Here is a 25,769-nt window from a genome sequence, read left to right on the forward strand (position 1 = left end):
TATCGTATAATCAGGCAGGTTAGTAATTGAATAAAAGTGGGGCTTCTATGAAAGTGATTTTAACGTCGGTTATCGCGGTATCTTTTCTCTTCAATTTTTCACAGGCTCAGGATCGTCCCGATCCAAATATTCCACAGGGCACTAATTTTGAAGTTCCTGAAGGATGGGAAATTCGCCTCGACCATGGCATGGAAGATGTGGTTATCGGTTCAAAGCCGGATTCCTCAGACATTTATTTTGTGAACATGACTCCTGGCTGGCATGTAACCACCGGGCCGGCCGGCATCTTTTATCACCCGGCCAATACAGCTTCTGGTTCATTTGACGTAAAAACGGAGCTGCATTTTTTTAATCCCGGCGACAGAAATCGTGAAGGGTATGGCTTGTTCTGGGGAGGTTCGAACCTTGATGGAGACACCCAGGCATATATGTATTTTTTACTGAGGAATACCGGAGAATTTCTCATCAAGAAACGAACAGGGGAAGAGACAGAGGTTATACAAGGCTGGACGGCCAGTGATGCTATCAACATATACGACGATCCGGATGTATCTTCTGTGTTAAATGTACTCAAAGTTAGGGTTGAGGGTGAAAGTGTCCGGTTTTTTATTAATGATGAAGAGGTTGCAGATGTTGATGCATCAGGCATGAACAATGACGGCATTTACGGACTCCGAGTTAATCATAGTGTGAATCTTCACGTTTCGGATTTGAGCTTATCGAAATTGTAGTAACAAATTTTTACTCATCACAAAGAAAATACCTTCTGAAAGGCGTAACACCCATTTAAACTCAGCGTAATAGCTCTTGTCTCAATCATAAATAAAAGGAGAAGAGAGATGAGAAAAGTAAATACGGTATTGATCTTAGTTATAATGGGAATGATGACGGCTGCATGCACCACGTCAGTAACCAGATCCACAACCACACACGTTAAGGATCTTGTTCAATCGGATGTATTTGGTGTACTACCGGCATATGATAAGGAAATCATCGTTTATTACAGTGCCGATGAAGTTGAGGGAGAATACATTGAGCTTGCCACTGTACAAATTCAGGAGACGGCCGGTGAAAGTTCTACAGAAAACATGATTGAGATGCTGAAAATGGAAGCAAAAGAATTAGGTGGCAATGGAGTTATTCTAATTGATAATAAAGCGGATGAAACCTCCGGTTCGGTAACCAAAAAGGTAAAAGCAATTGCGGTATATGCCCTTGATATCATTCCATCGGAAATCAATCCGTTGGTGTTGCTTTAAAAAGGTTCGGAATTAAGCTTCGTAAAAATCGTTTTATTCATGTACTGTATACTCAAAACATGAACTAAGACACAAAGCATGCAAGAAAGTTTCGAGCTTCTGGCCGACAGAATAATTCAAACAACACCACAAATTTTAGCTGCCATTACGTCTCTGGTAGTGCTGATTTTTATTGGCCGATTAGCCAGCAACGGGGTTGGCCGCTTGCTTGGAGGTGAAAGAGCCAAGGGCGTTAAACAAGTACGACTAATTAAGCGATTGGTGCGCTGGGCGTTTAATGTACTGGGGTTGGTAATTGCCTTACACTTGGTGGGCTTAACGCAAGTTGCCACCAGTTTTTTAGCTGCAGGGGGTGTTGTTGCCGTTGTTCTCGGATTTGCTTTTCGGGAAATTGGAGAAAACTTACTTGCAGGATTATTCCTTTCCTTCAGTCGCTCCTTTGATGTTGGTGACCTGATTGAAAGCAATGGAATAAGGGGAGTTGTGCAGAGAATAGAGATACGGGACGTTCACATACGCACTGCAGACGGGTGTGATATTTTCATTCCTAGTGCCACTATCTACAAAAATCCGCTTCACAATTTTACCAGAGATGGATTACGGCGGGGCAGTTTCACTATTGGAATCGACTACGGAGACGACCTTCAGAAAGCAAGAGAAACCCTTCTTAAAGCCGTTCAGGAACATAAGCTTACGCTTGCAAATCCGAAGGCGAATATTCAGATAGCCGCCTTTAACGCAGCTTTTGTTGAGCTGGAAGTTTTATTCTGGATAGATACGTTCAGCAATGAACACGGGTTGGGTGAAATACGGTCGCAGGTGATGGACGACTGCCACAAAGTACTAGCCGAAAAAGGTTTTACCTACAGTTCGAATGTAACCACAGCGGTTGATATGTTGCCGGTAAGCGTGAACATTGATAGTGAAAAGAAATGATAATACAGAACCCAAGGTGGCCTTACGGCTTATCCTAAAAAGACTAAAACTCCTCAGAAAGAAGGTCACAAATTTCTTCCAAAAGTTCTCGTTGTTCTTTGGAGATGGAGTTTTTTGTGTTTGAATCGATATCGAGTTGGCCGGCAAATTCACCCTCTTTCATGATAGGGACAACGATTTCGGATTGTACATCGGTGCTGCATGCCAGATAATTTTCTTCGCTGTGCACATCCTGTGCAACAAAGGTTTCATGGCTCAGGGCAACCTGTCCGCATATGCCTCTTCCATATGGAATGCGGGTGTGGTTGGTAGAAGGACCTACAAACGGACCGAGAACAAGTTCCTGCTTCCCCTCCGAATCGGGCAGGTAAAAACCCACCCAGCTGAAAGAAGGGATTTCATCAGCTAATAATTCACAAATCGCAAAAAGCTTTTCATCGCGGGTAACATCCCGCTTTAAAATACCTTCCGTATCCGAAATTATCTGGTCATAAGAAATAAGTTGTACAGCGCTCATAGCAATAATAAAATTTGTTGGAACAGAAAATAAAATAATATATCCGACATAAAAGTTAAGCTTTGTTTTAAGTAAAAACACGGGTTAAAAATTGATAAAAAGGTCTGTATCTTTGGGGCTACTATGGAAGAATTTTTTAAAGATATAATCCCCTTTTCGACAGTATTTATGAGCATAGCAGCATTGTTTTTTGCGAGCTTTTCATCCTTATTTTCGGTCGTTAACCCCTTTGCAGCAATGCCTATCTACATTTCGTTGACGGAGGGTCAAAGTGATGAAGAAAAAATCAGGACGGCGCGCAAAGCTACCACTTACATGTTTTTTGTGCTGATCACTTTTTTATTGGTTGGAACCTACATTCTCAGCTTCTTTGGAATCAGCTTACCCGGAATTCAAATAGCCGGAGGGTTGGTAATTGTTAGAGCCGGCTTTTCGATGCTAAGTCCTGATAACGGAGGCAGAAAGCTGACTAAGAAAGATCAGGAGGCGGCCAAAGAAAAAGAAGATGTGTCATTCAGCCCGCTTGCACTGCCACTGCTTTCGGGCCCCGGGAGTATAGCGGTTGTGATTGGCTTTGGATCGGATGCACAGGGAATAACCGATTACCTGGTTAACGGAGTAGCAGTATTTATGACCGCCCTGGTTGCTTACGGAATATTAAGAGTAGCTCCTGCCATTGTGAAGTATATTGGCAAAACCGGCATGACGGTCATTACCCGCATGATGGGTTTCATTGCGCTGGCAATCGGTGTACAGTTTGTTATCAACGGAATCTCCAAATTCTTTGGAATCGGATAGTCTCATGGAATTTGAAAAACTTTTCGAATACGACCGATGGGCTAATAAAAAGATACTGCTGGCTATTCAGGAACTCGATGAAGGTGAAAGAAGAGAAGAAGCCATTGGTTTGCTTTCCCATATTTTGGCAGCTCAAAAGGTTTGGATGAATAGAATAACGGGCGAGAATACAGCGGTGGACATATGGCCTGAATTTTCTGAGACTGAAATCACCCAAATCATGCAGGAGAACACCGAAAAGCTAAAAGGGATAGGTGCACAGAGTGATAAAACCATCACCTACCAAAACTCTAAAGGCAAGGAGTTTAATAATGCTGTCGGTGATATCCTGACTCACCTTGTTATTCATGGTCAACATCACCGGGCACAAATAGCCAAACTCATACGAGAAGCCGGGCAAACCCCGCCCGGCACCGATTACATCTTTTTTCTGAGGGGCTGATAATTAGTTTTGATATAAGGGAATGCGTTCAGCACGGTAAGTAATATCGAGATTTCCCCATCCCTGACCATTAACAAGCTGGTTCTTAAAGTGAAGTGTTGACTCAAAGACTACTTCTTTATTTGGATATGTAACCTCTACTATCTTAGAATAAGAGTTTGGGTCGCCAGTGCGAACTACGCCCGGCATAAAAAGCCTGTTCTGAGTATTTGGCAGATAATCGACATCACTGATAATTGAAGAGTAAAGCTCTTCTCCACGAGAACTGCCATAACTCCACACTTGTTTAACAGTCATATGCTCTTCGTCAATTTCATACTCCGTCCCCAGAGAATAATTGGGGGCATTGCCGAAATTTCTATTAAAGCCATTATCAAAAATAAAAAGGTTTCCATTTGGGAGAACAAGGGGAGCATGTTGCCCCCAGGCCCAGGAAAAAGCAACGCTTTCTTCTGTTCCCTGCTGAATGGCGTCGCTATACGGAGTTCCAGTATCATCAACCGCCGTTAATAGAAAAGGAGTTGTTTCTGTTGTCTTTTCATAACGGCCGGCTTTGCCCCATCCTTTGTGTGGGGCAAGAATCCACTTCAGGTTATTGTCCCAATCTACTTTAACCACGCCCTGATTTCTGCCGGAGATAATCAGGGTATTGTCATCTTCACTGTACCAAATGGAATTCATGTGAAACCAATCCTCGCCTCCGTCGGTAAGTGTTGTTCTGTTCACGTCAAGGATTTCTGCCATATCCCATTCGTTTACAATCTGGCCACTTTCATCAACTTCAATAATGTAGTCTTCTACACTGGTTATCTCTTCTTCATTCTTAATCATGGTTGTGCCTACCCTGCTAACGGCGATCACATAATTATCATTGGGTAATTTGATGATTTCATGATGCATGTTGTTGCCTTCAAGTACGAGACGGTTTTGCTCATTTCCTAGCATATCAAATTCTATGATCGTCACCCCAAAAACCGCAAAAAAAGTACCATCACCATTGAACTGAATAGGCCAGGTAATTCTATCATGTTCACTGAAATCCATGTACCACCGGATATCTCCATTGTTGTCAAAAATCAATGGATAGCTGTTGAATGTGCCGGCATTACCAATGTGGACCTCGTTAAAATGCATTCCGGGCTCCATCTTAGATTCCTTAAGTACATTAATTTCGGGAGTAGGCAGAAAGTCAGGCAGAGCCTCCGTGCAAATAGTGAGGGTGTCTTTTACGACATGTTGGTTTGAATTTTCAACGGTAAGTACAATTCGGTTTTCTGTATCGGGGTAAAGCCCTAAAATAGGGATTTTGTAATCAGAAAAACGGTTAGAAACACTTTCTTCGATGGGGATATCTCCCAGTATTTCAATACTTGCTGAAGTAGGTTGTCGGGTTTCGAAGCGGATTTCTGCAGATAAGGGGCTTCTTCCGCCTGGGTTGAGCTGAATGGAAGGTTTTTCTACTAACAGGTAGTTTAAAGGGAGTTCTTCGCTGAGGTAAACAAAATACATTTTCTGAGTTGTACCATCCTCAGACACCACGGTGTAAAAAACACCTTCAGAAAAATCGTTTGTGGTTTCTCCGGCAACCTGCTGTACCGTATCTACAAATACGGTAGCACCCTCTGATGTAGTAAAACGTGGAGTAAGAGAAGAAAGGTCTGTACCGGAGGCAATGGATTGGGCATTCAAGATTTCTATAAACCCATCATTTTGATTAATAGCAAAGGTTTCATTTGGAAGTTCAGAAATACTGAACTCCAGAAACCGAGCATTCTGGTTTGGCTTCTGTTCGGTACTATTTTGGCAACCTGAGATGAATAATGTAGCTAGCAACAAAGTGGGAAGCAGACGCTTGGTAAAAATGGTCATCTCTTTCAGAGGCATGTAATTAATTATCTGTAGATTAACTTCTAAACTAAGTTTTGAAAATTTAAAATGGTAAAAAATAATCGGTTGCCCCACAATTAATGACTTTATTCATTAGTTTCTGCGCTTAACATCAATTAAACGGACAATACCCTGGCACTCATCGAAGAATTTCTCGCTGCGTTTTCCTCTTTCATGTGGGGATACCCCCTTGTCATTTTATTAGTGGGGGGCGGACTCTTTTTCCTGATCTCATCGGGATTCACCCCATTTCGTTTTTTCTTTCATGCCATAGACCTGGTTCGCGGTAAATATGACAACCCGGATGATCCCGGTGATATTAATCACTTTGAAGCCCTGTCAACGGCGTTGGCCTCCACCGTGGGAATGGGGAACATAAGCGGTGTAGCTGTTGCGATTTTTATGGGCGGGCCCGGCGCATTATTCTGGATGTGGATGAGCGCTATTGTTGGGATGGCCACCAAGTTTTTTACCTGTACGCTTTCCATCATGTACCGGGGTGAGGATACAGAAGGAAAGATTCAGGGTGGACCGATGTATGTGATTCGGGAAGGACTCGGCAGTAAATGGATGCCTCTGGCCTACCTTTTTGCGATGGCCGGGTTGTTTGGGCCGCTGCCTATATTTCAGACCAATCAGCTGGTACAGATTTTAAGAGATTTTATTTACATCCCTAATGGGTGGGTTGAAGCTGATGCCGCTTTCACAGGAAACCTGATAACCGGAATTGTGTTGGTTGGGTTGGTTTCGCTGGTAATTTTCGGGGGGATTACAAAGATAGGTAAAGTAGCATCCCGCCTGGTTCCGTCTATGGTGGTTATTTATTTTGTTTCGGTATTGTTTATTCTGGCCGTTCATATTGGCGATATTCCTTATTACTTAGGTCTTATCGTTACGGATGCTTTTACGGGTAAAGCGGTGATGGGCGGTGCTGTTGGTCAGCTTATTATTATTGGTGTTCAGCGCGCGGCCTTTTCAAACGAGGCAGGCATTGGTACCGAGTCGCTGGCTCACGGAGCCTCCAAAACCAAAGAGCCGGTTCGGGAAGGACTTGTAGCCATGATGGAGCCGGCCATCGATACACTGATTGTCTGTACTATGACTGCCCTCGCAATTTTAGTAACCGGAGTTTGGCAGTCCACCGAAGCTAATGGCGTGACCCTGACCCTCAATGCGTTTAACGAAGCGCTTCCTGCTTTTGGGACGTACTTACTGCTTATTTCCGTTCTCACATTCAGTGTAAGCTCTATGCTCTCCTATTCCTACTATGGTTCAAAATGTCTTGGGTTCTTGATTGGTGCCGAGCGTCAGCATCTCTATAATTATTTCTATGTGTTCTCTATCGTTTTCGGTGCCGTAGCCTCACTGGATGCCGTTATCAACCTTATAGACGGTATGTTTGCCTTGATGGCTGTTCCAACTATGATATCCGCCTTATTGTTATCCAAAAAAGTAAGGCTGGCCTCGAAGGATTACTTCACCCGTCTTAGAAACGGCGAGTTTAAAGAGTATCTGGATAAATAATAATTACTCCGCCCTTCAGGGCGGTGGTGTAAAGCCTGCCCCTACAGTAGGGCTTTAGCCCTTCGGGTTCAGGGACCTCCAAAACTTTAACATTTTTCTTATCCGCTCTTCTTTCAGATATTGGCTGAAACCGTTATTTAACGAACCTTCAACCCAAATAAAATTCTGCATTGATGAAAAGAGCGCTCACGTTTATTGTAATGATGCTTGTGGCCGGCCAGGTATCAGCACAAAACCCGTCTATATCCGAGAAAACAGAAGGCCTTACTAAAACCGAGGGATATTTCGATTACTACTTTGATGAGTCGAAAGACCAGATTTGGTTAGAGATTGATAAACTTGATACCGAATTCATTTACGTGAATTCATTGACAGCCGGGATTGGCTCGAACGATATAGGCCTTGACCGTGGTCAACTGGGAGACACCCGCGTGGTTTATTTTGAACGCCGTGGCCCTAAGGTGTTGATGGTTCAACCCAACTACGAATATCGTGCAGAAACAGACAATGAGCTGGAAAAGAAATCAGTTCGCGAAGCTTTTGCTTCTTCAATTTTGGCTGGATTTGAAGTGGCTGCCGAAGAAGACGGCAAGGTTTTAATAGACATGACTGACTTTCTGCTCAGAGATGCGCATGGGGTCTCTGGTCGGTTGAGAGGAATGGGGCAGGGGTCTTATAGCCTGGATGAAAACCGGTCGGCCTTGTACAAAGAAGGCACGATGAACTTCCCCAAAAACACAGAATTTGAAGCCACACTCACTTTTGCCGGAAGCAATCCGGGCGGATACGTTCGTTCCGTTGTGCCCTCACCGGAAGCCATTACTGTTCGGCAACACCACTCATTTGTTGAGCTTCCGGATGACGGATATGAAAAAAGAGCGATGGATCCTCGTGCAGGATATTTCGGCATTTCGTACCAGGATTATGGAACGCCCATTGATCAGGATTTGACCAAACGATTTATAGCTCGCCATCGACTTGAAAAGAAAAACCCGGAAGCAGAAATGAGCGAACCGGTAGAACCGATTGTGTACTATCTGGACAACGGAACCCCCGAGCCGGTCAGAAGTGCGCTGCTTGACGGAGCCCGTTGGTGGAATGAGGCATTTGAAGCAGCCGGATATAAAGACGCATTTATCGTTAAAATTCTGCCGGAAGACGCCCATCCTTTAGATGTTCGTTATAATGTGATTCAGTGGATTCACCGCTCAACCAGAGGGTGGTCATATGGATCTTCGGTAACGGACCCGCGCACCGGTGAAATTATAAAAGGACATGTATCACTCGGCTCTCTCCGTGTGCGCCAGGATTTTCTGATCGCGGTTGGTTTGCTCGCTCCATACGGAGATGATGAAACCAAAAATGACATGCAGGAAATGGCTCTTGCCAGAATCCGTCAGCTTTCCGCTCACGAAGTAGGCCATACTCTTGGCATAGCTCATAACTTTGCTGCCAGTGTTACCGGCGATGCTTCCGTGATGGACTATCCACACCCGCAACCTAAGTTGGTGAACGGTGAAATTGATCTTTCAGATCCATATGATGTGGGAATGGGCGAGTGGGATAAAGTAGCAGTGGCTTACGGTTATCAGGATTTTCAGGAAGGAACCAATGAAAAAGATGCGCTCGATGAAATTCTGGAAGAAGCTTATAGCACCGGCCTGAAGTACATTTCAGATGCTGATGCCCGCCCGCAGAGTGGAGCCCATCCGGATGCGCATCTGTGGGATTTTGGTTCGGAACCGGCCTCACAGTTATCAAATATTCTTGAAATCAGAAAAAAAGCCCTGGAGAATTTCGGGGAAGCGAACCTCAAAACCGGTAAACCCATGGCTGAGCTGGAGGCCGCGTTGGTGCCCATTTACTTTTTCCACCGCTACCAACTCGAAGGAACCGTAAAACTGATTGCCGGGCTCGATTACAGTTACAACACGAAGGGCGATAACTTACCCGCCCCTGAGATGGTACCAAAATCCACGCAGCAAAAAGCGCTGACTGAAATGCTTAAAGCCATAGAGCCGGCCACACTGGCTCTTCCTGAGAATCTGCTGGAGCTTATTCCTCCGCGGCCTTCCTCGCTGGGATATTCCCGCGAGCTTTTCAATGGCAATGCAGGGCCGGCGCTGGATGCGTTAGGCATTGCTGAAACAGCTGCCGAATTGCCGGTAAACCTGATGCTGAATGCAGAACGAGCCAATCGGTTAGTTGAATACGGAGCTCGTGATAACAACCTAAGCCTGGAAACGGTTCTGGACGAACTCATTGATGCCAGCTGGAACCAAAAAGCTCAAAGCGGATATCTTGGATCCATTCAGCGGGTGGTGAATCACGTAGTGCTCAAAAACATGATTGAGCTGGCAGCAGATAATGATGCCAATCCGGTTACTAAAGCCATCACCCACAAAAAGCTAACCGACCTTCAGTCTAAATTATCCGGCAAAAAGGATGCGGACAGCCGTTACGCTGTTTATACTATCGGCCGGTTTTTAACCAATCCCGAAGAATTCGAGGTTGAGAATGCCCCGGCTCCGCCTCCCGGATCACCGATCGGTTCTGGAAGTATGATCTATTGTGATTTCTAAAGAGGAATGAATACTAATAAGAGAATATCAGCGACTATATTTTTCTTCTTCCTTTTGGGGATTTTGGGATCTATAGTGGCACACCCTTCGGTATCAGTAGTGATAGACTCGAAGGGTAACATTTTCTACAGCGATCTTTCCCGGGTTTGGATGATTTCCCCAAATGGAGATAAAAAGGTGGTTGTGGATGATGTCCATACGCATGAATTGTGGCTGTCCGAAGATGATAAACTCTACGGTGAAGACGTGAGGAATCAAGGAAATAATTATCGACACAAAGTATGGGTGCGACTTCCTGATGGAACAATCGAAGATGAAATAAGCTGGCGCGACGGGTATCCAGATGAGTATAGCGATTACTCGTTTGTTCGGGATGATGAAGGTCGTTCTTATGTACTTGATCGCCCTAATAAACGAATAAAAGTTTACAGGGATCAAGAAGAGGTTCACTCATATGCTATTTCAAAATTTGAGGGCAGTCCGCGATGGCACGCCCTCAGTCCGGGCGGAGATATATTTGTTTCTTTTGAAGGATTCATCGTCAGGATTTCAGAGAAGAGTACCGAAAAGTTTGCTGAATCACTTATTGAACGAACTTCTGAATTCGATTGGGTTGGGGATCATCACGCACTGATGGGAATGTGGTTTGATGGTGAAGAAGAGCTGAATGTAGCGTTATTTTCCGGGCAGCGGGTTATCAAGGTAAAGAAAGACGGAAGCGCCGAAGAAGTTTACCATTCGGATGAAGAATGGTCGGTAACGGGAGGGGCGTTTGCGAAAGATGGATCCGTTGTTTTACTTGAATTCTCAAATTCAAATAGCGTGCGCCTCCGCAAAATCGCTGAAGATGGCACAAGCACAATACTCTCTTAAAGAACAATAGATTTTATCCCAGTCCCATTTATGAAAATCATCCCGCCGGAAAGTTTACTGGAAGCCTACAGTCAGGGAATATTCCCTATGGCTGAGCACAAAAAGGCCGAAGATGTGAACTGGTACACGGCCCGGAAGCGAGGAGTTATTCCAATTGGCAAGTTCCATACATCAGATAACCTCGCCCGCATTAACCGGCAGGAGAGGTTTGAGGTTCGCGTAAATCAAAATTTCCGGGAAGTGGTAAAGCAATGTGCCAACCGGGAAACATCCTGGATCAACGATTTGATTATTAATTCCTATGACGTACTGAATCAATATGGTAATGCCTGCAGTGTAGAGACCTATAGGGATGGCGAGCTGATTGGGGGATTATACGGAGTGAAGCTGAAAGCGGCATTCTTTGGAGAAAGCATGTTCAAGAAGGAAAGGTGGGCTGATAAAGTAGCCTTGCATTATTGCCACAGGATATTAAAAAAGAACGGCTTTCTGCTTTGGGATACTCAGTTCTACACCGATCACCTGTCCCAGTTTGGCTGCATAGAAATTGAAGCAGAAGAATACGAGCAGATACTGGATAAAGCGCTAAAGAAAGAGTGTGAGTTCGAATTATAGTGCGAAAGTGTCACGGTGTTAACGATTTAGAAAATCAGTTGATTGGGCAATAGCGAAAGCGTCCGCTTGTGCGTTGTCTACTTACGTTGGGGTTTATGATAGAAAAGTCCAGGCGGACGCTTGAACGAGAGGGGAGTATCTATAAAAGTACTTTAGTACTTTAGTACGTTAACACAAGAACACTTTTGCTGCCACAATAACACTTTCAAAAAAAAGCCACCCCGAATACGGATCGATGAAAATCATGACCGGTATCCAAGGCAGCTTTCTGGATAGGATGTAAGTTACACTTTAATATTCGGTGAGGGTTACAGCATTTAATGCCGCTTCTCTGGAAATTTGTCCGCGGTCAAGCCGGTCAAATACAGATTTCTGTACCTGAAGAGTGACTCTTTCAGGGATCTCATCGCTTGCATCAGAGATATTGAGCGAAACCAGGAGGTGTTGGTTATTCTTTAGCGAGCTTAATGTTCTTCCATAGTCAATAATGAACTCTTTGGTTTTGGAGATCAGGTTTTCATACTCTTTTTCGAGAGTTTCATTGAGCTTTTGCTCTCTGGCACGCATGTCTTCTTTCAGCTCTTGGAGTTCCTTTTCTCTTTCTGCTGACAGGCTTCCGGTAACGGTGCCAAACCGAAAAGAGCCGAGGTTATGTCCGCGGTGAATATCCATGGAATACAAAGCTCCGAAATTATCCAGGTACAAATAAGAAAGTGAGTTGCTGTTAATCAGGTGAAATTGTTCTCCATCTCCATCTTCAAGGGCGGTTCTGAAAATGTTGCCAAGCACTTTCATGTCCAGCTTTTCTGATTCCTCTGATTTTGAAACGGACAGCTGGTTCTGAAAAGCATCTGCATTCAGTCGGCCACTGCGGTAGGCATCAAGGTCAGACTTTTTTGCAGAAACTGAAATGACCGGTAGTGTCTTTTTTTCTATATCCTCATCATTATCATCGATAGCCCGGAGCGTATAGGCAGCATATCGGGTGTTGCTGGAATTTGTTGAGCCGTAAATCACCAACACATTTTCATTAGGGGAAAGCTGCCCCATGGTGGAGGCATAGTCCTGCATGAATTCTGTAATACGCTTAACCACAGATTCTTCATCAACTGTTTTATCGGCTTTATCATTATCCGAGCTATACTGGAATACGACATTTGCAGAACCCGATGATCGTTCGCGGGAAACCACAATGGATCGGCTGGAGGAAGAAGGAATCATAAATATCACTCCGAAATCGGGGATATAAGTGCCCTTTATGTTACCAGAGGTTCCGCCAAAAAACACATAATTGTTGGATCGAATATTAACGCTTCCCGCTTCAGAAACAACCTGTGTTTTAAAAAGCTCTCCTAAAATATTCTCCATAATCTTGATGTCACGGTTCATCCGGTTGGCATCAAAATTCTGAGCAAATGTTAGAGATGAGATAAAAACCGCCATCAAGCATGTTATAAGTATTCGTTTCATTGTTTTCATAATACTGTCCTGTATAAATTTAATTTCCGGTACTTACCGTTTGTATGAGTTCGCCTAATACCTGATCGGTTTGTCTGAATCGGTCGTAATACGTTTCTTCCATGTTATAGAGCCCCGAACTGATCATCTGCAAATCCGACTGTCGCTGCTGCTCGATGTAATCCGCAAAATTGACCAGTGTTTTTTCAATCCGGTTTTCCTGTTGCTGTTGTGCCTGCTGGATGGCATCTGAAATCATGATGGCGTTATCTTCCCGCACTTGTTGCAGCAGCATTTCTACTTGCTGAGGGGTAAATCCTTGCTGGATGATTTCCTGCTTCTCCCCAAAGGCCAGATTAAAACTCCCATCATTAACGGTTACGTTTAATTTGGTGAAGGCTCCCAAAACAACAAATACCACCAGTAGTGACGCCATCGCAAAACCGGCGCGGGCAAATCCGTTTTGGGGTAGCAACCCTCCGATTAGCTCATTCCACCATTCCTGTAATCCGGATTTGTGGGGTTCAACCATCACCAGCTGCTCGGCCGGGTTCTGAACCGGAAGGTGAGAAAGCATAGAGCGCACACTTGAGAGCTCATCCAATTCTTTCTTAAGGTCCGGATGTTGGGATAAAAACTGTTCTAATTCTTTTCGTTGATCCTGCTCCAGTTCATCATACAGATAATCCATGAAGAGCGATCGTGCGGTTTCTTTATTCATAATCAAACACCTCTTTGTTGATGTTCCAGGAGTCGAACGTCTTCTTGAGGGCGCTCAACCCGTAATACAATCTTGACTTTACTGTGTTTTCAGGTTCATCCAAAATTTCTGCTATTTCTCTGAAGGTTAATCCTTCGTACTCTTTCATAATCACCACCACCCGCTGCTCAACCGGCAGTTGAAGGAGTGCTTTGTGAAGCAAAACTAATCCTTCATTTCGGAGAACGTTGCCATCGGCAGGCGTGGCCGTTTCTGTTTGGGGGGCAATTTTGAGTGCTTCATACGAAGTAGCTCGTTTACGCCCAACCCGCTTCAATTCATCAAGGCACAGGTTGTTAGCAATAGTGTACAACCACGCCCCAAATTTGTTTACATCATCCAGTGTATCCAGCTTGTGGTATGCTTTGATGAAGGTTTTTTGAGTGATCTCAGCAGCATCATCGGAACTCGCAAAAAACCGGTACGCAAAGTGGTGGATGCGATCCTGCCATCGCGTTACCAGCTTGTTAAAAGCCTGGTGATTTCCACCTCGAAAATCCTGTACCAGTTGTGCGTCTTTCATGTGTTCGTGTTGTCCCGAGTTCATTCTGAAAGTAAGACGAGGGAAAGGGGAATATAGTTTTAAAAAATTTAGAAGGGAGTAGCGATTCACTTTAGCAGGATCAGCGCAACCAGCGCAAGCGTCCGCTTGTGCGGTGTTGACCTAAGAAAGGCTCATGTGATTGACCAATAAGTTCGTCCAAGCTGACGCTTGAACCGGATGGGGAGAAATCAGAATTCAGGATCATAAAACCCCATCATTCGGCTCAGCACGCACAGAAAATGTTGCTGAATTTGACAAGAGCCGGGTGATGGAGCTATGCCAGCCGAATACAGTCAAACCCATCACCCCGCTTCTGCCGATTAATGCACATAGCTCTGCTAAACGGAAGCGGAATGATGGATTGTATTCTCGGTTACTCAGCATTGGGAGGGTCATGTCATCCTAATAAATCTCAACAATAAAAAAGGGGGAAGTGATCAACCTTCCCCCTTGTCTCTCTTCGCGTATGAAGCTATTCCGTACGTTGCGAAACAACTCCATTCTCGTTAGATATTATAACCTCCACCCGCCGGTTTTGTTGCCTTCCGGCCTCATTCATATTGGTGGCAACAGGATATTCTTCTCCATATCCCACCGTTTCAATTCGCTGCGAAGATATCCCTGCTTGTATTAACGCTTGTTTCAGGGCATCGGCTCTTCGCTGCGACAGATTTTTATTGTATTCAGCTGAACCGATGCTGTCGGTAAAACCTTCAATATGAACCGTTCTTTCAGGATAGTTCTTCAAAAAACCGGCCAGTTCGTTTACCACTTTGTTAGCCCCTGCATTCAGGGTAGAGCTGTCGAAGTCAAAAAGCACATCGCTGAGTGTCAGCACCATGCCTCGCTCACTTTGCCGGGCTTCCATTTCTGACAGGCGTTCAGCTAATTCCGAGGCTTCTTTACGAGCTCTTTCGGCCTCGGCTCTTTCTTCTTTAACCAGTTGAAGGGCGTCTTCAGCCCGCCTCTCAGCTGCAATGGCTTCGGCCCTTCGTGCTTCTATCAGCACTTGCTTCCGCTCAGACTCCGCCTGTTCAACTTCATCCTGAGCTGCATTTAATTCAGCTGTTTCACGGGCAATTCTTGTTTTCTGATTGGCGATATAAGCATAGTGTTCAATCAGGTTTCTGTCAGCACCCTCTTCCCAGAGTTGTTGGCTTTGTTCCAGGGCTTCTTCGGCTTCTTTTAACGCAACGGGGGCTTTCATCACAATCATGGAATCCTGCTCAGCCTTATCATAAGACTGTCTGGCTTCCATAAGCAGCGGGTTGTTTTGTGGTGGCCCGCCACAACCAGCTAAAAGCAAGGGAATAATCAGGCCAAGAATAATTAAACTATTTCTCGCAAGTTCTCTCATGACTGACTCTCCGGTTTATCTAAATTATTCTGAATTTCTTCCTGTAGCACGCGGATACTTTCCCGCAGTTCACGCACGGCCTTCTGGGCTTTCTCAGACAATGATTTCATCTGGGCCAACTCAGCATCAACCATAGCGCGGTCAGCTGTTCGCTTGGCTTTTCCGTATTTTTCTTTCGTTACAAGTTCCCGGGCTTTGACCAGTTTTTTGCGGGCCTCGCGAATCTCAAGCGGAGCATAGTTTTCAGCTCCCACTTGTTCGGCTTGTTGAATCGAGGCTTCAACCTGAGTCAATTTATCGCTTGGGGGTTTAGTGCTTGCACAAGCTCCTACAGTAAATATGAGAAAAGTAAGTAGTAACAGTTGCCTCATTATGCACAGAATTTTATTACATGTTTATCACCTTTAATCAATGATTTTGGAGTTTGTTCCCGGGGAAGATGTATAGGTAGCATTTGAGCCTGGCAATAGCGCAAGCTTCCGCTTGTGCGGTGTTGAACAAAGGAGAGTTAATGTGATTGACCAATAAGTTCGTCCAAGCGGACGCTTGAACGATTGGGGATTTAAATAAAGCGGAAACGTGAACGAGGAACGAAGTTATATTAACGGCTTTTTCTCATTACGAACGTCTCGTTTGTAATACCTGCCTCAACCTCCGGTTCAAAAACCGGTAAGTTCGAGCTGTTACTTCCGGCTACGATTTATCACTCAAAAACATTTATCCACATTGTTGTTGATAACACGGAAAAGAACCCGTATTTTTACAGGCTCTGTAATTGGCGGAGAAAAATCCTGTTAACTTATGTTTGAAGATTTATCCTCAAAATTAGATAAAGCCTTTCAATCCCTGAAGGGAGAAGCTCGCATCACGGATGTGAATGTAGCGGAGACTGTCCGCGAAATTCGACGTGCATTGCTGGATGCTGACGTTAATTATGAGGTTGCCCGCCAGTTTACGGAAGATGTCAAAGAGCAGGTGCTCGGTTCTGATGTACTCACCAGTGTTAATCCCGGCCAGCAGTTCACAAAAATTGTGCACGACAAGCTGGTTGAGACTTTTGGTGGCGAAAAAGCCGACATCGCTAAAGCTGACACCCCTCCTACAGTAATTCTTATAGCCGGACTTCAGGGTTCGGGTAAAACTACCTTTACCGGAAAGTTAGCCCGACACTTAAAACAGGAGCATAAAAGGAATCCTCTTCTTGCTGCCGCCGATGTTTATCGCCCTGCCGCTGTTGACCAGCTTAAGACACTCGCTTCGCAAATTGATGTTCCGGTGTATTCCATCGAGCAGAAAGATGCGGTTCGTGTTGCCAAAGAAGCCGTTTCGATGGCTAAAAGCTTGGCACTCGATACGGTTATCATTGATACCGCGGGTCGTTTACACGTAGATGAGGAAATGATGAATGAGGTTGCGGAAATCAAGAAGGCCGTAAATCCTCATGAGATCCTGTTTGTGGTCGATTCCATGACCGGACAGGATGCTGTAAATACAGCCAAAGAATTTAACGAACGTATTGATTACAACGGTGTGGTTTTAACCAAGCTGGATGGTGACACCCGCGGTGGTGCTGCCCTTTCCATTAAAACCGTTGTAAACAAGCCCATCAAATTTGTGAGTACCGGCGAAAAGCTGGATGCTCTTTCTCCTTTTTATCCCGACCGTATGGCTCAGCGTATTCTGGGCATGGGAGATGTGGTTTCGTTTGTTGAAAAAGCTCAAAAAGAATTTGACGAGAAGGAAGCCGAAAAACTTCAGCAGAAAATCCGGTCGGATAAATTCGACCTGAATGACTTTCTCGAGCAAATTCAGAAGATCAAGAAGATGGGAGACTTCGGTGATCTTGTTTCTATGATACCCGGCGCCAGCAAAGCATTGAACGATACTGAAATCGACGATGATGCCTTCAAACCAATTGAAGCTATAATCTTATCAATGACGCCGGAGGAACGCCAGGAGCCCGAGTTGCTAAACGGAAGTCGAAGACGCCGCATAGCCAAAGGATCTGGCACCACTGTTCGTGAGATCAATCAACTCATGAAGCAGTTCGATCAAATGAAAAAAATGATGAAGACCATGTCGAAAATGGGTAAAGCCGGACGTGCTCTTCAAGGATTGAAGAATCTGCCTATCGGCCGATAAGAACTTATAATTTAAACACACATTGGAGAACAGCATTGTTAAGAATCAGATTACAACGAAAAGGACGTAAGAAACGCCCGATTTGGCATATCGTAGTAGCCGAAAGACACGAAGCTCGTGATGGACGTATCGTAGAGCGTGTGGGTCGTTACGACAACGTAACCGAGAAAAAAGAAGTGGTACTCAACGAAGACCGCATTCTTTATTGGTTAGACACCGGCGCCCAGCCTACCGATACCGTACGTAAAATCCTTCGCCGCGAAGGAATCCTGTACAAGCGCCACCTCATGAACTGGGGCAAGAGCGAAGAAGAAATCGAAAAAGCACTGGCAGAATGGAAAGAGTACAGAGACTCTAAGAAAGATGATGCCACCAGCCGCAAAGCGGACTACAAAGAAGTGCTTGCTGCCGAGGAAAGGGAATACAAAGAGCAGCTTCAGAAAAAAGCCAAGCAGGCTGCTGCTGAAGTAGAAGCTGAAAAAGCAGCTGCTGAAGCGGAAGAAGACGAGGCTCCTAAAAATGAAGCCGAAGAAATTGAAGCGGCATTAGAAGAAGCTGAATCTGATGATTCTGCAGAAGAAACAGCAGAAGCTGCCAAAGAAGAAACTACAGAAGCCGAAGCCGAGGAAGAAACAGCTGATGAAGCTGAAGAAGAAACCGAAGCTAAAGAAGAAGCTCCTGCTGAAGACGAAGCAGAAACAGAAGACAATTCTGCTGAAGAAGAAACTGAAGAGGCTGAGGAAGAAACCAAAGACGAAGCTCCTGCTGAAGAAGAGAAGAAAGAAGAAGCTGAAGAATCATCTTCTGACAAGGTTTCTACCGATATGAACGCAAAAGAGGCGATAGATCACATCAACAATACTGATCTGGACGACCTTAAAGGATTTGTCCCGGAAGACGAAGACCGTGTAACGGTTCAGCGTGCCTGGGAAAGCAAACAAGAAGGATAAAAAAGATATCCGGCGCCTATGAATAAGGACGCCAATACACCGGGCTTTGTTCAGGTGGGGCATGTAGAACGCTCCCATGGACTTGAGGGCGAGGTCAAAGTTTTCTTTGATGTCGATGACCCCCAAAAGGTTGAAGAACTTAAGCTGGTGTATTTGCGAAATGATCGGGGCGACTTTTACCCTGCCCGAATTATGGATTTTCGGGTTGAGGGCAAAAGAAATAAAGTTTCGTTCTTTGTACAATTTGACCATGTCGCTGATCGCACCGGCGCTGAGGCTTTAAAAAGCAAAGGCCTTTTTCTGGAAGCAGAAGAAGCCGAACCTTTTATAGAGGCCGACGAAGAAACCGATGATTCATTGATTGATCATGAAGTTTATAATGATGATCATGAAGCCATTGGCTTGGTGGTTGATGTGATGAATAATCCGGCTCACCCCATTTTAGTGGTTGCAACTACTTCGGGAAGCCGTCTGATTCCATACATCGAACACTTTGTAAAAGACCGGCGCGACGGTAACATCTATTGCCAGAATCTGGATGAACTGGAAGGAATATGATGAGAATTGATATTATTTCTGCTGTTCCCGCTTTGTTGGATGGTCCCCTGAATCACAGTATTGTGAAACGGGCCATTGACAAAAACCTGGTTGAAATTCATGTGCACGACCTTCGGGATTACACCGAAGACAAACACAAGAAAATAGATGATTACCCTTATGGTGGCGAACCTGGAATGGTGCTCACTCCTCAGCCAATATTCAGCTGTATCGAGAAGCTTCAATCCGAACGTGATTATGATGAACTCATTTTCACAGCTCCGGATGGCGATGTTTTTGAACAAACCGATGCGAACGCATTGTCGCTCAAACAAAACATCATCATTTTGTGTGGCCACTACAAAGGCGTTGATCAGCGGGTAAGAGATGAACTCATCACCAAAGAGTTTTCCATTGGTGATTTTGTGCTTTCAGGAGGCGAACTACCGGCTATGGTTATAACCGATGCTGTTGTTCGCCTGCTCCCCGGTGTGTTGGGAGACGCAGGAAGCGCGCTGAATGATTCATTTCAGGATGGACTGCTGGAAGGTCCGGTTTATACACGTCCTGCAGAGTTTAAAGGGATGAAAGTCCCGGATGTTCTCCTTTCAGGTGATCACAAAAAGGTGGCTGAATGGAAGCAAGAGCAATCCGAAAAGCGGACCAAAGAACGAAGAAAAGATTTGTACGAAAAATTTAAGAAAGAACATTAATAACAATCCTGGTAGCTACCAGGATTAAATTTAGAAATCATGGATAAGTTAAAACTTGTAGAGCAAAGCCTGATAAATGAGGATGTTCCTCACTTTACAGCTGGAGATACTGTAAATGTTCACTACCGCGTGCGCGAGGGTGAAAAAGAACGTATTCAGCAGTATGAAGGTGTTGTGCTTTCTGAAAGAGGAAGTGGCCCGAACAAGACGTTTACTGTACGCAAAATTAGCAGCAACGTTGGTGTTGAGCGTGTATTTCCGCTGAACTCTCCTTTCATTGCTAAAATTGAAGTGAAGAAAAAAGGAAAAGTAAGACGATCAAAACTTTTCTACCTGCGAGAACTTCGAGGAAAAGCGGCGCGTATTCAAGAAAAAGGCGCGAAGAAGCAATAAATTTGCCGGCTGAATTTTACTGTAATCTTAGACTTTTTAGTTAACGTTCTAAGATTTCAGTTCAGCTTGTTATCGCTATTTATCAGTTTAATCAAACTAACTAAGGATGAACATTATTCTGTTTGGCCCTCCCGGGGCGGGAAAAGGGACTCAGGCTAAGCTATTGCAAGACGAGTTTAGTATTCCACATCTTTCAACCGGAGATATTTTTCGGGCAGCGATTAAAAATAAAACGCCACTTGGGGTAAAAGTAAAATCTATTTTGGATTCCGGTGAATTGGTACCTGACCAAACCGTTGTTGACCTTGTTGCAGATGAGCTGGGTAAAGACAAGTATCAGGATGGGTATATTTTAGACGGCTTTCCAAGAACTGTAGTTCAAGCAGAAGCTTTTGACTCTTTCCTGGAAAAAAACAACGACAAGCTGGATGCTTTCATCCTGCTATCGGTTCCCGAAGAAGAGTTGATTAAACGAATTCTTTCACGAGGTGAAGGGCGCTCGGATGACACTGAGGAAAAAGTAAAAACCCGCCTTCAGGTATATCGGGAAGAAACCCAGCCTGTTATGAAGCACTACGCAAAACAGGACAAAGTGCAGGAGATAGATGGAATCGGAACCATCGATGAAATCTTCGGGCGAATAAAAGACGCTCTTAACTGATCCAATTTGAATCCCGCCACAGAGCGGGATTTTTTGTTTTTGCTATTCTGTAAACGATGGCCCACAACAGCTTATCGGTATCTCTATTCGGAACGATTATCTGGTTTTATTGTGTATAATAACAAAAGCGAAATAAAATTAGGAGTAAGTGAATGGCGGCATCAAACAAGAAGGGAACCGGTTTACTAACATGGGGTACTGCATTAGCTGTTATAGGCGGGCTTGCAGTTATACTTTCAGGCTATGGTTACCAGTGGGGGTGGTGGCATTTTAGTACAGGCTTTTCAATCATTCCCTGGGGGACGGGAGCAGCTATTTTAGGTGGAATTGTAGGAACGGCCGGGTTTTTCAGAATGAAAGAACGAGATAAGAATTACACTATAGCCGGCTTCACTGCAATGATTTTCGGGTTGGCTGCCTTATCAAATTTTGGATACTGGTATTTGGAAGTTCAGAAAGGATATCCACCTATCCACGATATCACAACGGATACGGTAAATCCCCCAGAGTTTGATGCCATTGTTCCTCTCCGGCAAGATGCTCCCAATCCCGCGGAGTACATTCATGAGGGTGGCCCGGCCAAAGCTCAAAAAGAATTTTATGAAGAACTGGAGACCCTGAATGTTTCATTGGAATATGATGAGGCTTATGACCGGGCCCTGGCAACTGCGCGGGAAATGCCCTGGCAGGTTGTAGGGGAAAACAAAGAGGAAGGAAGGATCGAGGCTTTTCATAAACTACCCTGGTTTGGGTTCATTGATGATGTGGTGATCAGGGTTGATACCATCCAAACAGGAAGCAAAATAGATGTCCGTTCGAAGTCAAGAATTGGAAGGGGTGACTTAGGAGTGAATGCTAAACGAATTAAAGCGTACTTAGAAGCTTATCAAAAATAGGTTTGCTAAGTGATATCGATATCATGAAATGTGTTTAACAACTTCTTCAGCTAATAACTGAGCGGCATCAGGCTTCAAGCGGAACCAAAGTTCCGGTTCAATGAGCTCCAACTCCGAAACCGCCAGTTCTCCTGAGTTATTGAGCACCATGTCAACCCGGGCATAAGCCGGGAGATTGGGACAAGCCTGTAATGCCCGGTGCGCAAATTGAATTTCATTTTGCCGTGGAGTGTATTCATGAACGGTTCCGCCAAAGTCATCCTGAACCCGGAAGTCGCCTGGTTTGGCTCGTTTTAAAACAGCGTGACTAAAAGTTTCACCAAAAAAGACAAACGACCATTCGCCACTGGTAATGACGGATTCCTGAAAAGGCTGTAACATGAAATCTTCTTCCAGCATTACACTTTCAAGCTTTTGAGCAACTGTATCGATGTTCTGTTGACCAATACGATAAGTATGGCGCCCGGCACCACCAACGGTAGGCTTTATAACGGTATCCTTCCACCCTGTAATTTTATGAATTTCATGTACCGACATGCCATTCCCTCTGTTGAGGTATCGTGTTGGAATGACAGAGATACCTTCCCGGCTCAGGTCATCCAGATAACGCTTATCCATATTCCAGCGTATCAGCTCTTCACTATTGATAAAATGAGTTTTTGGGGAGGTGTTTTCCATCCAGCTTTTGAACTCATCAAAACGGTTAAAATAATCCCAGGTTGTTCTGAAAAGAACAGCTTTTGTAGTGGACCAATTAAAGTCAGGATCAGCCCAGTCTTTTCTTTCCACTTTTAAACCGTAGCCTTGTAATGCTTCTTTTACTATGCGATCCTCAGTAAGTACGTTCTGGACATACGCACCTGGAGCAGAAGGGTTTATGTAGCGCGAGTCAGTAAGTATAATGACATCAAAATCATGTTGGGGCATCGGCAGTGCGTCTTTTTTGAAGAGTAAATGCTAATGAATACAAATAATCAGTAAAAACCAATACCCAAAACCATTAAGTTCGGTTTATGAAGTCTTTGGGATTACTTTTATTTTCATTCTGCTACTAAATTCAAGATGAAATTTATCTCTTCGGCAGGCTCAGACAAACCCGGTGTTACTCCAAAGCAACAGCTAATTGCAACTTGTGCTGCATTCTTTATTCTGGGAGTAGTATTTGCAACCTGGGCGTCAAGGATTCCTGCTATACGCGATGCTTCCATGCTTACCCCTGTAACGCTGGGATATGCGCTGCTTGGCCGGGGAATGGGCACCATATTGATTATGCCAGCTGTGACTGGCCTGATACATCGTGTTGGGCCCAAAAAGGCGTCCATGTTCTTTGGTGTTTTGCTGATCCTGTCTCTGATCCCCATGGCGGTTGCACCAGACTGGACTATTTTAACGGTCGTATTATTTGTTACAGGGGCGGGAGCAAGTGGATACAACATTTCAATAAATGCTCTGGGTTCAAAAATTGAGGCCAGTACCGGGCGCTCTCATATGTCGAAGATTCATTCCTGGTTTGGCGTAGGAAATGTTGCCGGGGCATTGGCCGGAACAGCTATGGCATCCCAAGAGTTTTCAGTAAGCCTTCATTTCTGGGGAACAGCGACTTTACTGTTGGTGATTCTGATGGGGCTCTATAGATATCTGCCGGAAGGGGGAAAGGACCCAAAAGCTCTGAAAGCAGGGTTTAAGCTCCCGCATGGTGGCTTGCTTTGGTTGGGGGTTATTTGCTTTGTTGCCGCTTCCATCGAAGATTCGATTATGAATTGGGTTACCTTATTTTTTACCGATTATGTCGGAACAACGGAGGGGCTGGCTCCCATTGGTTATTCCGCTTATGCCGTTTCCATGCTAATAATGCGCTTGGCAGGCGATCGTCTGAAGCCGCGTTTTGGAGCAAAAGCGCTGATCACAAGCGGTTCAGTAATAGCTGCGTCGGGTGTATTAATTTCCATCTTATCTCCCAACCTGATTGTTGCTTCAGTTGGTTTTGTTATGGCGGGTGCAGGTGTTGCGCTCACATTCCCAATGATATTCAGTGCAGCAGGTAAAGAAGGGGCTGTGGCCCTCGCAACAGTAGCAACGATGGGCGCGTTAGGTGGAATGGTTTCACAGCCTGTCATGGGTTACCTGGTGGATAATTTTACGCTTACCGGAGGGTTTATATTCATTTGTATTTGTATGTTGGCAGTGGGTGGCGGAAGTCAAAAAGCCAGACTTTTAAAAAAGTAACCAGTAATAAATGACACCCAAAGAAAGTTCACCGGGGAACAAATACTAAAAATTCTCGTTATAGCTACAGGTAATAATTAATAATACGGGTTTTCATGAAACAGATAGTAATTATATTAATTAGTGCGTTGGTTCCATTGATTAGTTTTGCACAAGTGATGGACGACACCGACATCAAAAAACTGGAAAAGGGAGAATACAACATTGAAGCCGGTAAGATTCAGGTAACTTTTTCTGATACGGTATCACCAACCTTTGTTGAACAGAAACTGGATGAGCTGGGGTATGAAATTCTAAGCAGTGAGATCAAAAACATTGTCCTTTCCATAGAAAGCAACCCAAGTCCCCAGCAGCTTAAAGAGCTGGAAGAAAATGAATGGGTAGAGTTTGTGATGAGTGAAGCGGCGGGGAGTTCTGACAAAGAGATGGAGGAGATTAATAATAGCGATACACTTGAGAGCGACAAGGTAAATCAGCTACTGGCAAAGCTTACTTATAGCAAGGAGTATGAATATGTAGTGGTGGCATTAACTTATAATGCTACGTATAAAACGGTTGAGGATATTAAAGCCGCATATCCGGATCTAACATTTGAGGTGGTACAGAAGAGTCAGCGTTCAGCAATCCTCAAAACAGAAGAGGAAAAAGAACTGGAAGCTATGGATGAATTAAAAAAACTCAGCTTCGTAAAGAATACGGCAATGGTCGGAAACCTGGAACAGGAGTAGCAAGTCTGCCCTTAAATGAGCCGGTTTATTCAAAACAGGCCAAGCTGTTTGTCTTGCTTATTTACAGGCCAATCGGGCAAGGGGGGAACCTCAATCAACCGAGACAACAGCTGGTGAAAATGCTGGCATAGTTTAGGCTGATCAACTTTATTTGGAGCGTGGATAAAAACGTAAGGATGGAGGCCTTCATCAATCCATTCGGCCACTATTATGGCCCATTCTTTTAGGTAGGGCTCGTTATTTAACACATCATTAGTGCCCACATATCTTAATACGGGCCGTGCTCCGGTGGTGTCGAACCGAACAGGTACTTTGGGCTTTTTCTTTTGGGCCTCTGCGATGGAAGATTCGGTTGCTTTGACCGAATGAAGCTTCCGGGTATCAAATATAACCCGGTCCACATCATAGCTTTTCAGCAGAGAAGTAAGGTTTCGTTCATGTTTACCGTGATCAAAGAAATCACGATGACGGACTTCAACGGCATAGCTGAAGGACTTAGGGATGCTGGAGAGCACCTTATCCAGTTTATATAAATCCTGAGGGCCAAAACTGTCAGGAAACTGAATCATAAACGGCCCGGTTTTATCTCGTATCGGCTCAAATAGCTTTACAAAATGCAGCGCATCCTCTTCTACATTCAATAACTGTCGGTCATGGGTAAGGCTTTTGGGAAACTTGAAGCAGAGCTTAAATCCTTTTGGGGTTTGCTGTCCCCATTTCAGTATGGTTTCAGAATCGGGAGTGTTATAGAATGTCGTATTTCCTTCTACAGAATTGAATACAGAAGAGTACTGAGAGAGAAACCGGTCAGGCCTGGCGTCATCAGTAAAGAAATTGCCTTTCCACTCTGGTAAACTCCAGACGGTACAACCCAGATGATATGGCAGATTCTTTTGCATAGACAGAAGTAACTAAATTTTTCTGTGATACTCTTCCTGAACACCGAATTTAGAAAAAGAATTTGTGAGAAG

The 25,769-nt window shown here is 44.5% G+C and carries 27 protein-coding genes; 18 read left to right on the forward strand and 9 right to left on the reverse strand.

Annotated elements, in window-relative coordinates; genetic code table 11:
• The first annotated feature begins 47 nt into the window (after nucleotides 1–47).
• The 3 genes from ABFW99_RS07420 to ABFW99_RS07430 all read left to right on the forward strand — a co-directional run bounded on the left by ABFW99_RS07420 (nucleotide 48) and on the right by ABFW99_RS07430 (nucleotide 2,195).
• Nucleotides 48–731, forward strand: a complete 684-nt coding sequence (locus ABFW99_RS07420) for a hypothetical protein (RefSeq protein ID WP_349354880.1) — start codon at nucleotides 48–50, stop codon at nucleotides 729–731.
• Nucleotides 732–839: 108 nt separating this feature from the next.
• Nucleotides 840–1,259 carry a hypothetical protein gene (locus tag ABFW99_RS07425; RefSeq protein ID WP_349354881.1) on the forward strand — a complete coding sequence of 140 codons (420 nt, stop codon included), beginning with the start codon at nucleotides 840–842 and terminating at the stop codon, nucleotides 1,257–1,259.
• Nucleotides 1,260–1,337: 78 nt separating this feature from the next.
• Nucleotides 1,338–2,195 carry a mechanosensitive ion channel family protein gene (locus ABFW99_RS07430; protein WP_349354882.1) on the forward strand — a complete coding sequence of 286 codons (858 nt, stop codon included), beginning with the start codon at nucleotides 1,338–1,340 and terminating at the stop codon, nucleotides 2,193–2,195.
• A 43-nt stretch (nucleotides 2,196–2,238) separates the two neighbouring features.
• On the opposite strand, the gene ABFW99_RS07435 is transcribed toward ABFW99_RS07430, so the two are convergent.
• Complete coding sequence (locus ABFW99_RS07435) at nucleotides 2,239–2,712, reverse strand: GAF domain-containing protein (protein ID WP_349354883.1); 474 nt, start codon at nucleotides 2,710–2,712, stop codon at nucleotides 2,239–2,241.
• Between the two features lie 168 nt (nucleotides 2,713–2,880).
• Between ABFW99_RS07435 and ABFW99_RS07440 the strand changes: the two genes are divergently transcribed.
• Both ABFW99_RS07440 and ABFW99_RS07445 read left to right on the forward strand, forming a co-directional pair.
• Nucleotides 2,881–3,510 (forward strand): MarC family NAAT transporter, encoded by a 630-nt coding sequence (locus ABFW99_RS07440; protein ID WP_349354884.1) that lies wholly within the window; start codon nucleotides 2,881–2,883, stop codon nucleotides 3,508–3,510.
• Nucleotides 3,511–3,514: 4 nt separating this feature from the next.
• A complete protein-coding gene (locus tag ABFW99_RS07445; protein WP_349354885.1) occupies nucleotides 3,515–3,952 on the forward strand; it encodes a DinB family protein in 438 nt (145 codons plus the stop codon).
• A gap of 3 nt (nucleotides 3,953–3,955) precedes the next feature.
• On the opposite strand, the gene ABFW99_RS07450 is transcribed toward ABFW99_RS07445, so the two are convergent.
• Nucleotides 3,956–5,836, reverse strand: coding sequence for an aryl-sulfate sulfotransferase (locus ABFW99_RS07450; protein WP_349354886.1), 1,881 nt, complete (start codon nucleotides 5,834–5,836; stop codon nucleotides 3,956–3,958).
• Nucleotides 5,837–6,013: 177 nt separating this feature from the next.
• On the opposite strand from ABFW99_RS07450, the gene ABFW99_RS07455 reads away from it, so the two are divergent.
• The 4 genes from ABFW99_RS07455 (at nucleotide 6,014) to aat (ending at nucleotide 11,433) form a co-directional block, all read left to right on the forward strand.
• Nucleotides 6,014–7,363 carry an alanine/glycine:cation symporter family protein gene (locus tag ABFW99_RS07455; RefSeq protein WP_349354887.1) on the forward strand — a complete coding sequence of 450 codons (1,350 nt, stop codon included), beginning with the start codon at nucleotides 6,014–6,016 and terminating at the stop codon, nucleotides 7,361–7,363.
• A gap of 173 nt (nucleotides 7,364–7,536) precedes the next feature.
• Nucleotides 7,537–9,945: a zinc-dependent metalloprotease gene (locus tag ABFW99_RS07460; RefSeq protein ID WP_349354888.1), complete on the forward strand. Its 2,409-nt coding sequence runs from the start codon at nucleotides 7,537–7,539 to the stop codon at nucleotides 9,943–9,945.
• A 6-nt stretch (nucleotides 9,946–9,951) separates the two neighbouring features.
• Complete coding sequence (locus ABFW99_RS07465) at nucleotides 9,952–10,818, forward strand: hypothetical protein (protein ID WP_349354889.1); 867 nt, start codon at nucleotides 9,952–9,954, stop codon at nucleotides 10,816–10,818.
• Between the two features lie 30 nt (nucleotides 10,819–10,848).
• Nucleotides 10,849–11,433, forward strand: coding sequence for a leucyl/phenylalanyl-tRNA--protein transferase (gene aat / locus ABFW99_RS07470; RefSeq protein ID WP_349354890.1), 585 nt, complete (start codon nucleotides 10,849–10,851; stop codon nucleotides 11,431–11,433).
• Nucleotides 11,434–11,724: 291 nt separating this feature from the next.
• On the opposite strand, the gene ABFW99_RS07475 is transcribed toward aat, so the two are convergent.
• The 5 genes from ABFW99_RS07475 to ABFW99_RS07495 form a co-directional block, all read right to left on the reverse strand.
• Nucleotides 11,725–12,876: a hypothetical protein gene (locus tag ABFW99_RS07475; RefSeq protein WP_349354891.1), complete on the reverse strand. Its 1,152-nt coding sequence runs from the start codon at nucleotides 12,874–12,876 to the stop codon at nucleotides 11,725–11,727.
• 55 nt (nucleotides 12,877–12,931) lie between these two features.
• Entirely contained in the window at nucleotides 12,932–13,612 is a 681-nt protein-coding gene (locus tag ABFW99_RS07480; protein ID WP_349354892.1) for an anti-sigma factor family protein, read from the reverse strand.
• Nucleotides 13,605–14,174, reverse strand: a complete 570-nt coding sequence (locus tag ABFW99_RS07485; RefSeq protein WP_349354893.1) for an RNA polymerase sigma factor — start codon at nucleotides 14,172–14,174, stop codon at nucleotides 13,605–13,607. The genes ABFW99_RS07480 and ABFW99_RS07485 overlap by 8 nt, the downstream gene beginning before the upstream one ends.
• Nucleotides 14,175–14,667: 493 nt before the next feature.
• Complete coding sequence (locus ABFW99_RS07490) at nucleotides 14,668–15,552, reverse strand: OmpA family protein (protein WP_349354894.1); 885 nt, start codon at nucleotides 15,550–15,552, stop codon at nucleotides 14,668–14,670.
• Nucleotides 15,549–15,923, reverse strand: a complete 375-nt coding sequence (locus ABFW99_RS07495; protein ID WP_349354895.1) for a DUF4398 domain-containing protein — start codon at nucleotides 15,921–15,923, stop codon at nucleotides 15,549–15,551. The genes ABFW99_RS07490 and ABFW99_RS07495 overlap by 4 nt, the downstream gene beginning before the upstream one ends.
• A 430-nt stretch (nucleotides 15,924–16,353) precedes the next feature.
• Here ABFW99_RS07495 and ffh point away from each other — a divergent pair, with 430 nt between their 5' ends.
• From ffh to ABFW99_RS07530, 7 genes are all read left to right on the forward strand, one after another.
• A complete protein-coding gene (gene ffh / locus ABFW99_RS07500) occupies nucleotides 16,354–17,694 on the forward strand; it encodes a signal recognition particle protein (RefSeq protein ID WP_349354896.1) in 1,341 nt (446 codons plus the stop codon).
• 35 nt (nucleotides 17,695–17,729) lie between these two features.
• Nucleotides 17,730–18,644 (forward strand): 30S ribosomal protein S16, encoded by a 915-nt coding sequence (gene rpsP, locus ABFW99_RS07505; protein WP_349354897.1) that lies wholly within the window; start codon nucleotides 17,730–17,732, stop codon nucleotides 18,642–18,644.
• Between the two features lie 18 nt (nucleotides 18,645–18,662).
• Nucleotides 18,663–19,202 carry a ribosome maturation factor RimM gene (gene rimM, locus ABFW99_RS07510; protein WP_349354898.1) on the forward strand — a complete coding sequence of 180 codons (540 nt, stop codon included), beginning with the start codon at nucleotides 18,663–18,665 and terminating at the stop codon, nucleotides 19,200–19,202.
• Nucleotides 19,202–19,894: a tRNA (guanosine(37)-N1)-methyltransferase TrmD gene (gene trmD, locus ABFW99_RS07515; protein WP_349355039.1), complete on the forward strand. Its 693-nt coding sequence runs from the start codon at nucleotides 19,202–19,204 to the stop codon at nucleotides 19,892–19,894. Before rimM ends, trmD begins: the two co-directional genes overlap by 1 nt.
• Before the next feature lie 39 nt (nucleotides 19,895–19,933).
• The gene (rplS, locus tag ABFW99_RS07520) at nucleotides 19,934–20,287 is read left to right on the forward strand and encodes a 50S ribosomal protein L19 (RefSeq protein WP_349354899.1); all 354 of its coding nucleotides are present in this window, start codon (nucleotides 19,934–19,936) and stop codon (nucleotides 20,285–20,287) included.
• Between the two features lie 106 nt (nucleotides 20,288–20,393).
• Nucleotides 20,394–20,948, forward strand: coding sequence for an adenylate kinase (locus ABFW99_RS07525; RefSeq protein WP_349354900.1), 555 nt, complete (start codon nucleotides 20,394–20,396; stop codon nucleotides 20,946–20,948).
• A 152-nt stretch (nucleotides 20,949–21,100) separates the two neighbouring features.
• Nucleotides 21,101–21,844, forward strand: coding sequence for a DUF1499 domain-containing protein (locus tag ABFW99_RS07530; RefSeq protein WP_349354901.1), 744 nt, complete (start codon nucleotides 21,101–21,103; stop codon nucleotides 21,842–21,844).
• A 21-nt stretch (nucleotides 21,845–21,865) separates the two neighbouring features.
• Here the strand turns inward: ABFW99_RS07530 and ABFW99_RS07535 are convergent, their stop codons facing one another.
• Entirely contained in the window at nucleotides 21,866–22,771 is a 906-nt protein-coding gene (locus ABFW99_RS07535) for an ATP-grasp domain-containing protein (RefSeq protein ID WP_349354902.1), read from the reverse strand.
• Nucleotides 22,772–22,906: 135 nt separating this feature from the next.
• Between ABFW99_RS07535 and ABFW99_RS07540 the strand changes: the two genes are divergently transcribed.
• Nucleotides 22,907–24,070 (forward strand): MFS transporter, encoded by a 1,164-nt coding sequence (locus ABFW99_RS07540; RefSeq protein ID WP_349354903.1) that lies wholly within the window; start codon nucleotides 22,907–22,909, stop codon nucleotides 24,068–24,070.
• 95 nt (nucleotides 24,071–24,165) lie between these two features.
• Nucleotides 24,166–24,798 carry a hypothetical protein gene (locus ABFW99_RS07545; RefSeq protein ID WP_349354904.1) on the forward strand — a complete coding sequence of 211 codons (633 nt, stop codon included), beginning with the start codon at nucleotides 24,166–24,168 and terminating at the stop codon, nucleotides 24,796–24,798.
• Between the two features lie 29 nt (nucleotides 24,799–24,827).
• Here the strand turns inward: ABFW99_RS07545 and ABFW99_RS07550 are convergent, their stop codons facing one another.
• A complete protein-coding gene (locus ABFW99_RS07550) occupies nucleotides 24,828–25,697 on the reverse strand; it encodes a DUF72 domain-containing protein (protein WP_349354905.1) in 870 nt (289 codons plus the stop codon).
• Nucleotides 25,698–25,769 lie beyond the last annotated feature (72 nt).

Origin of the sequence: Gracilimonas sp. BCB1 (assembly GCF_040117685.2) — a bacterium.
Taxonomy (GTDB): Bacteria; Bacteroidota; Rhodothermia; order Balneolales; family Balneolaceae; genus Gracilimonas.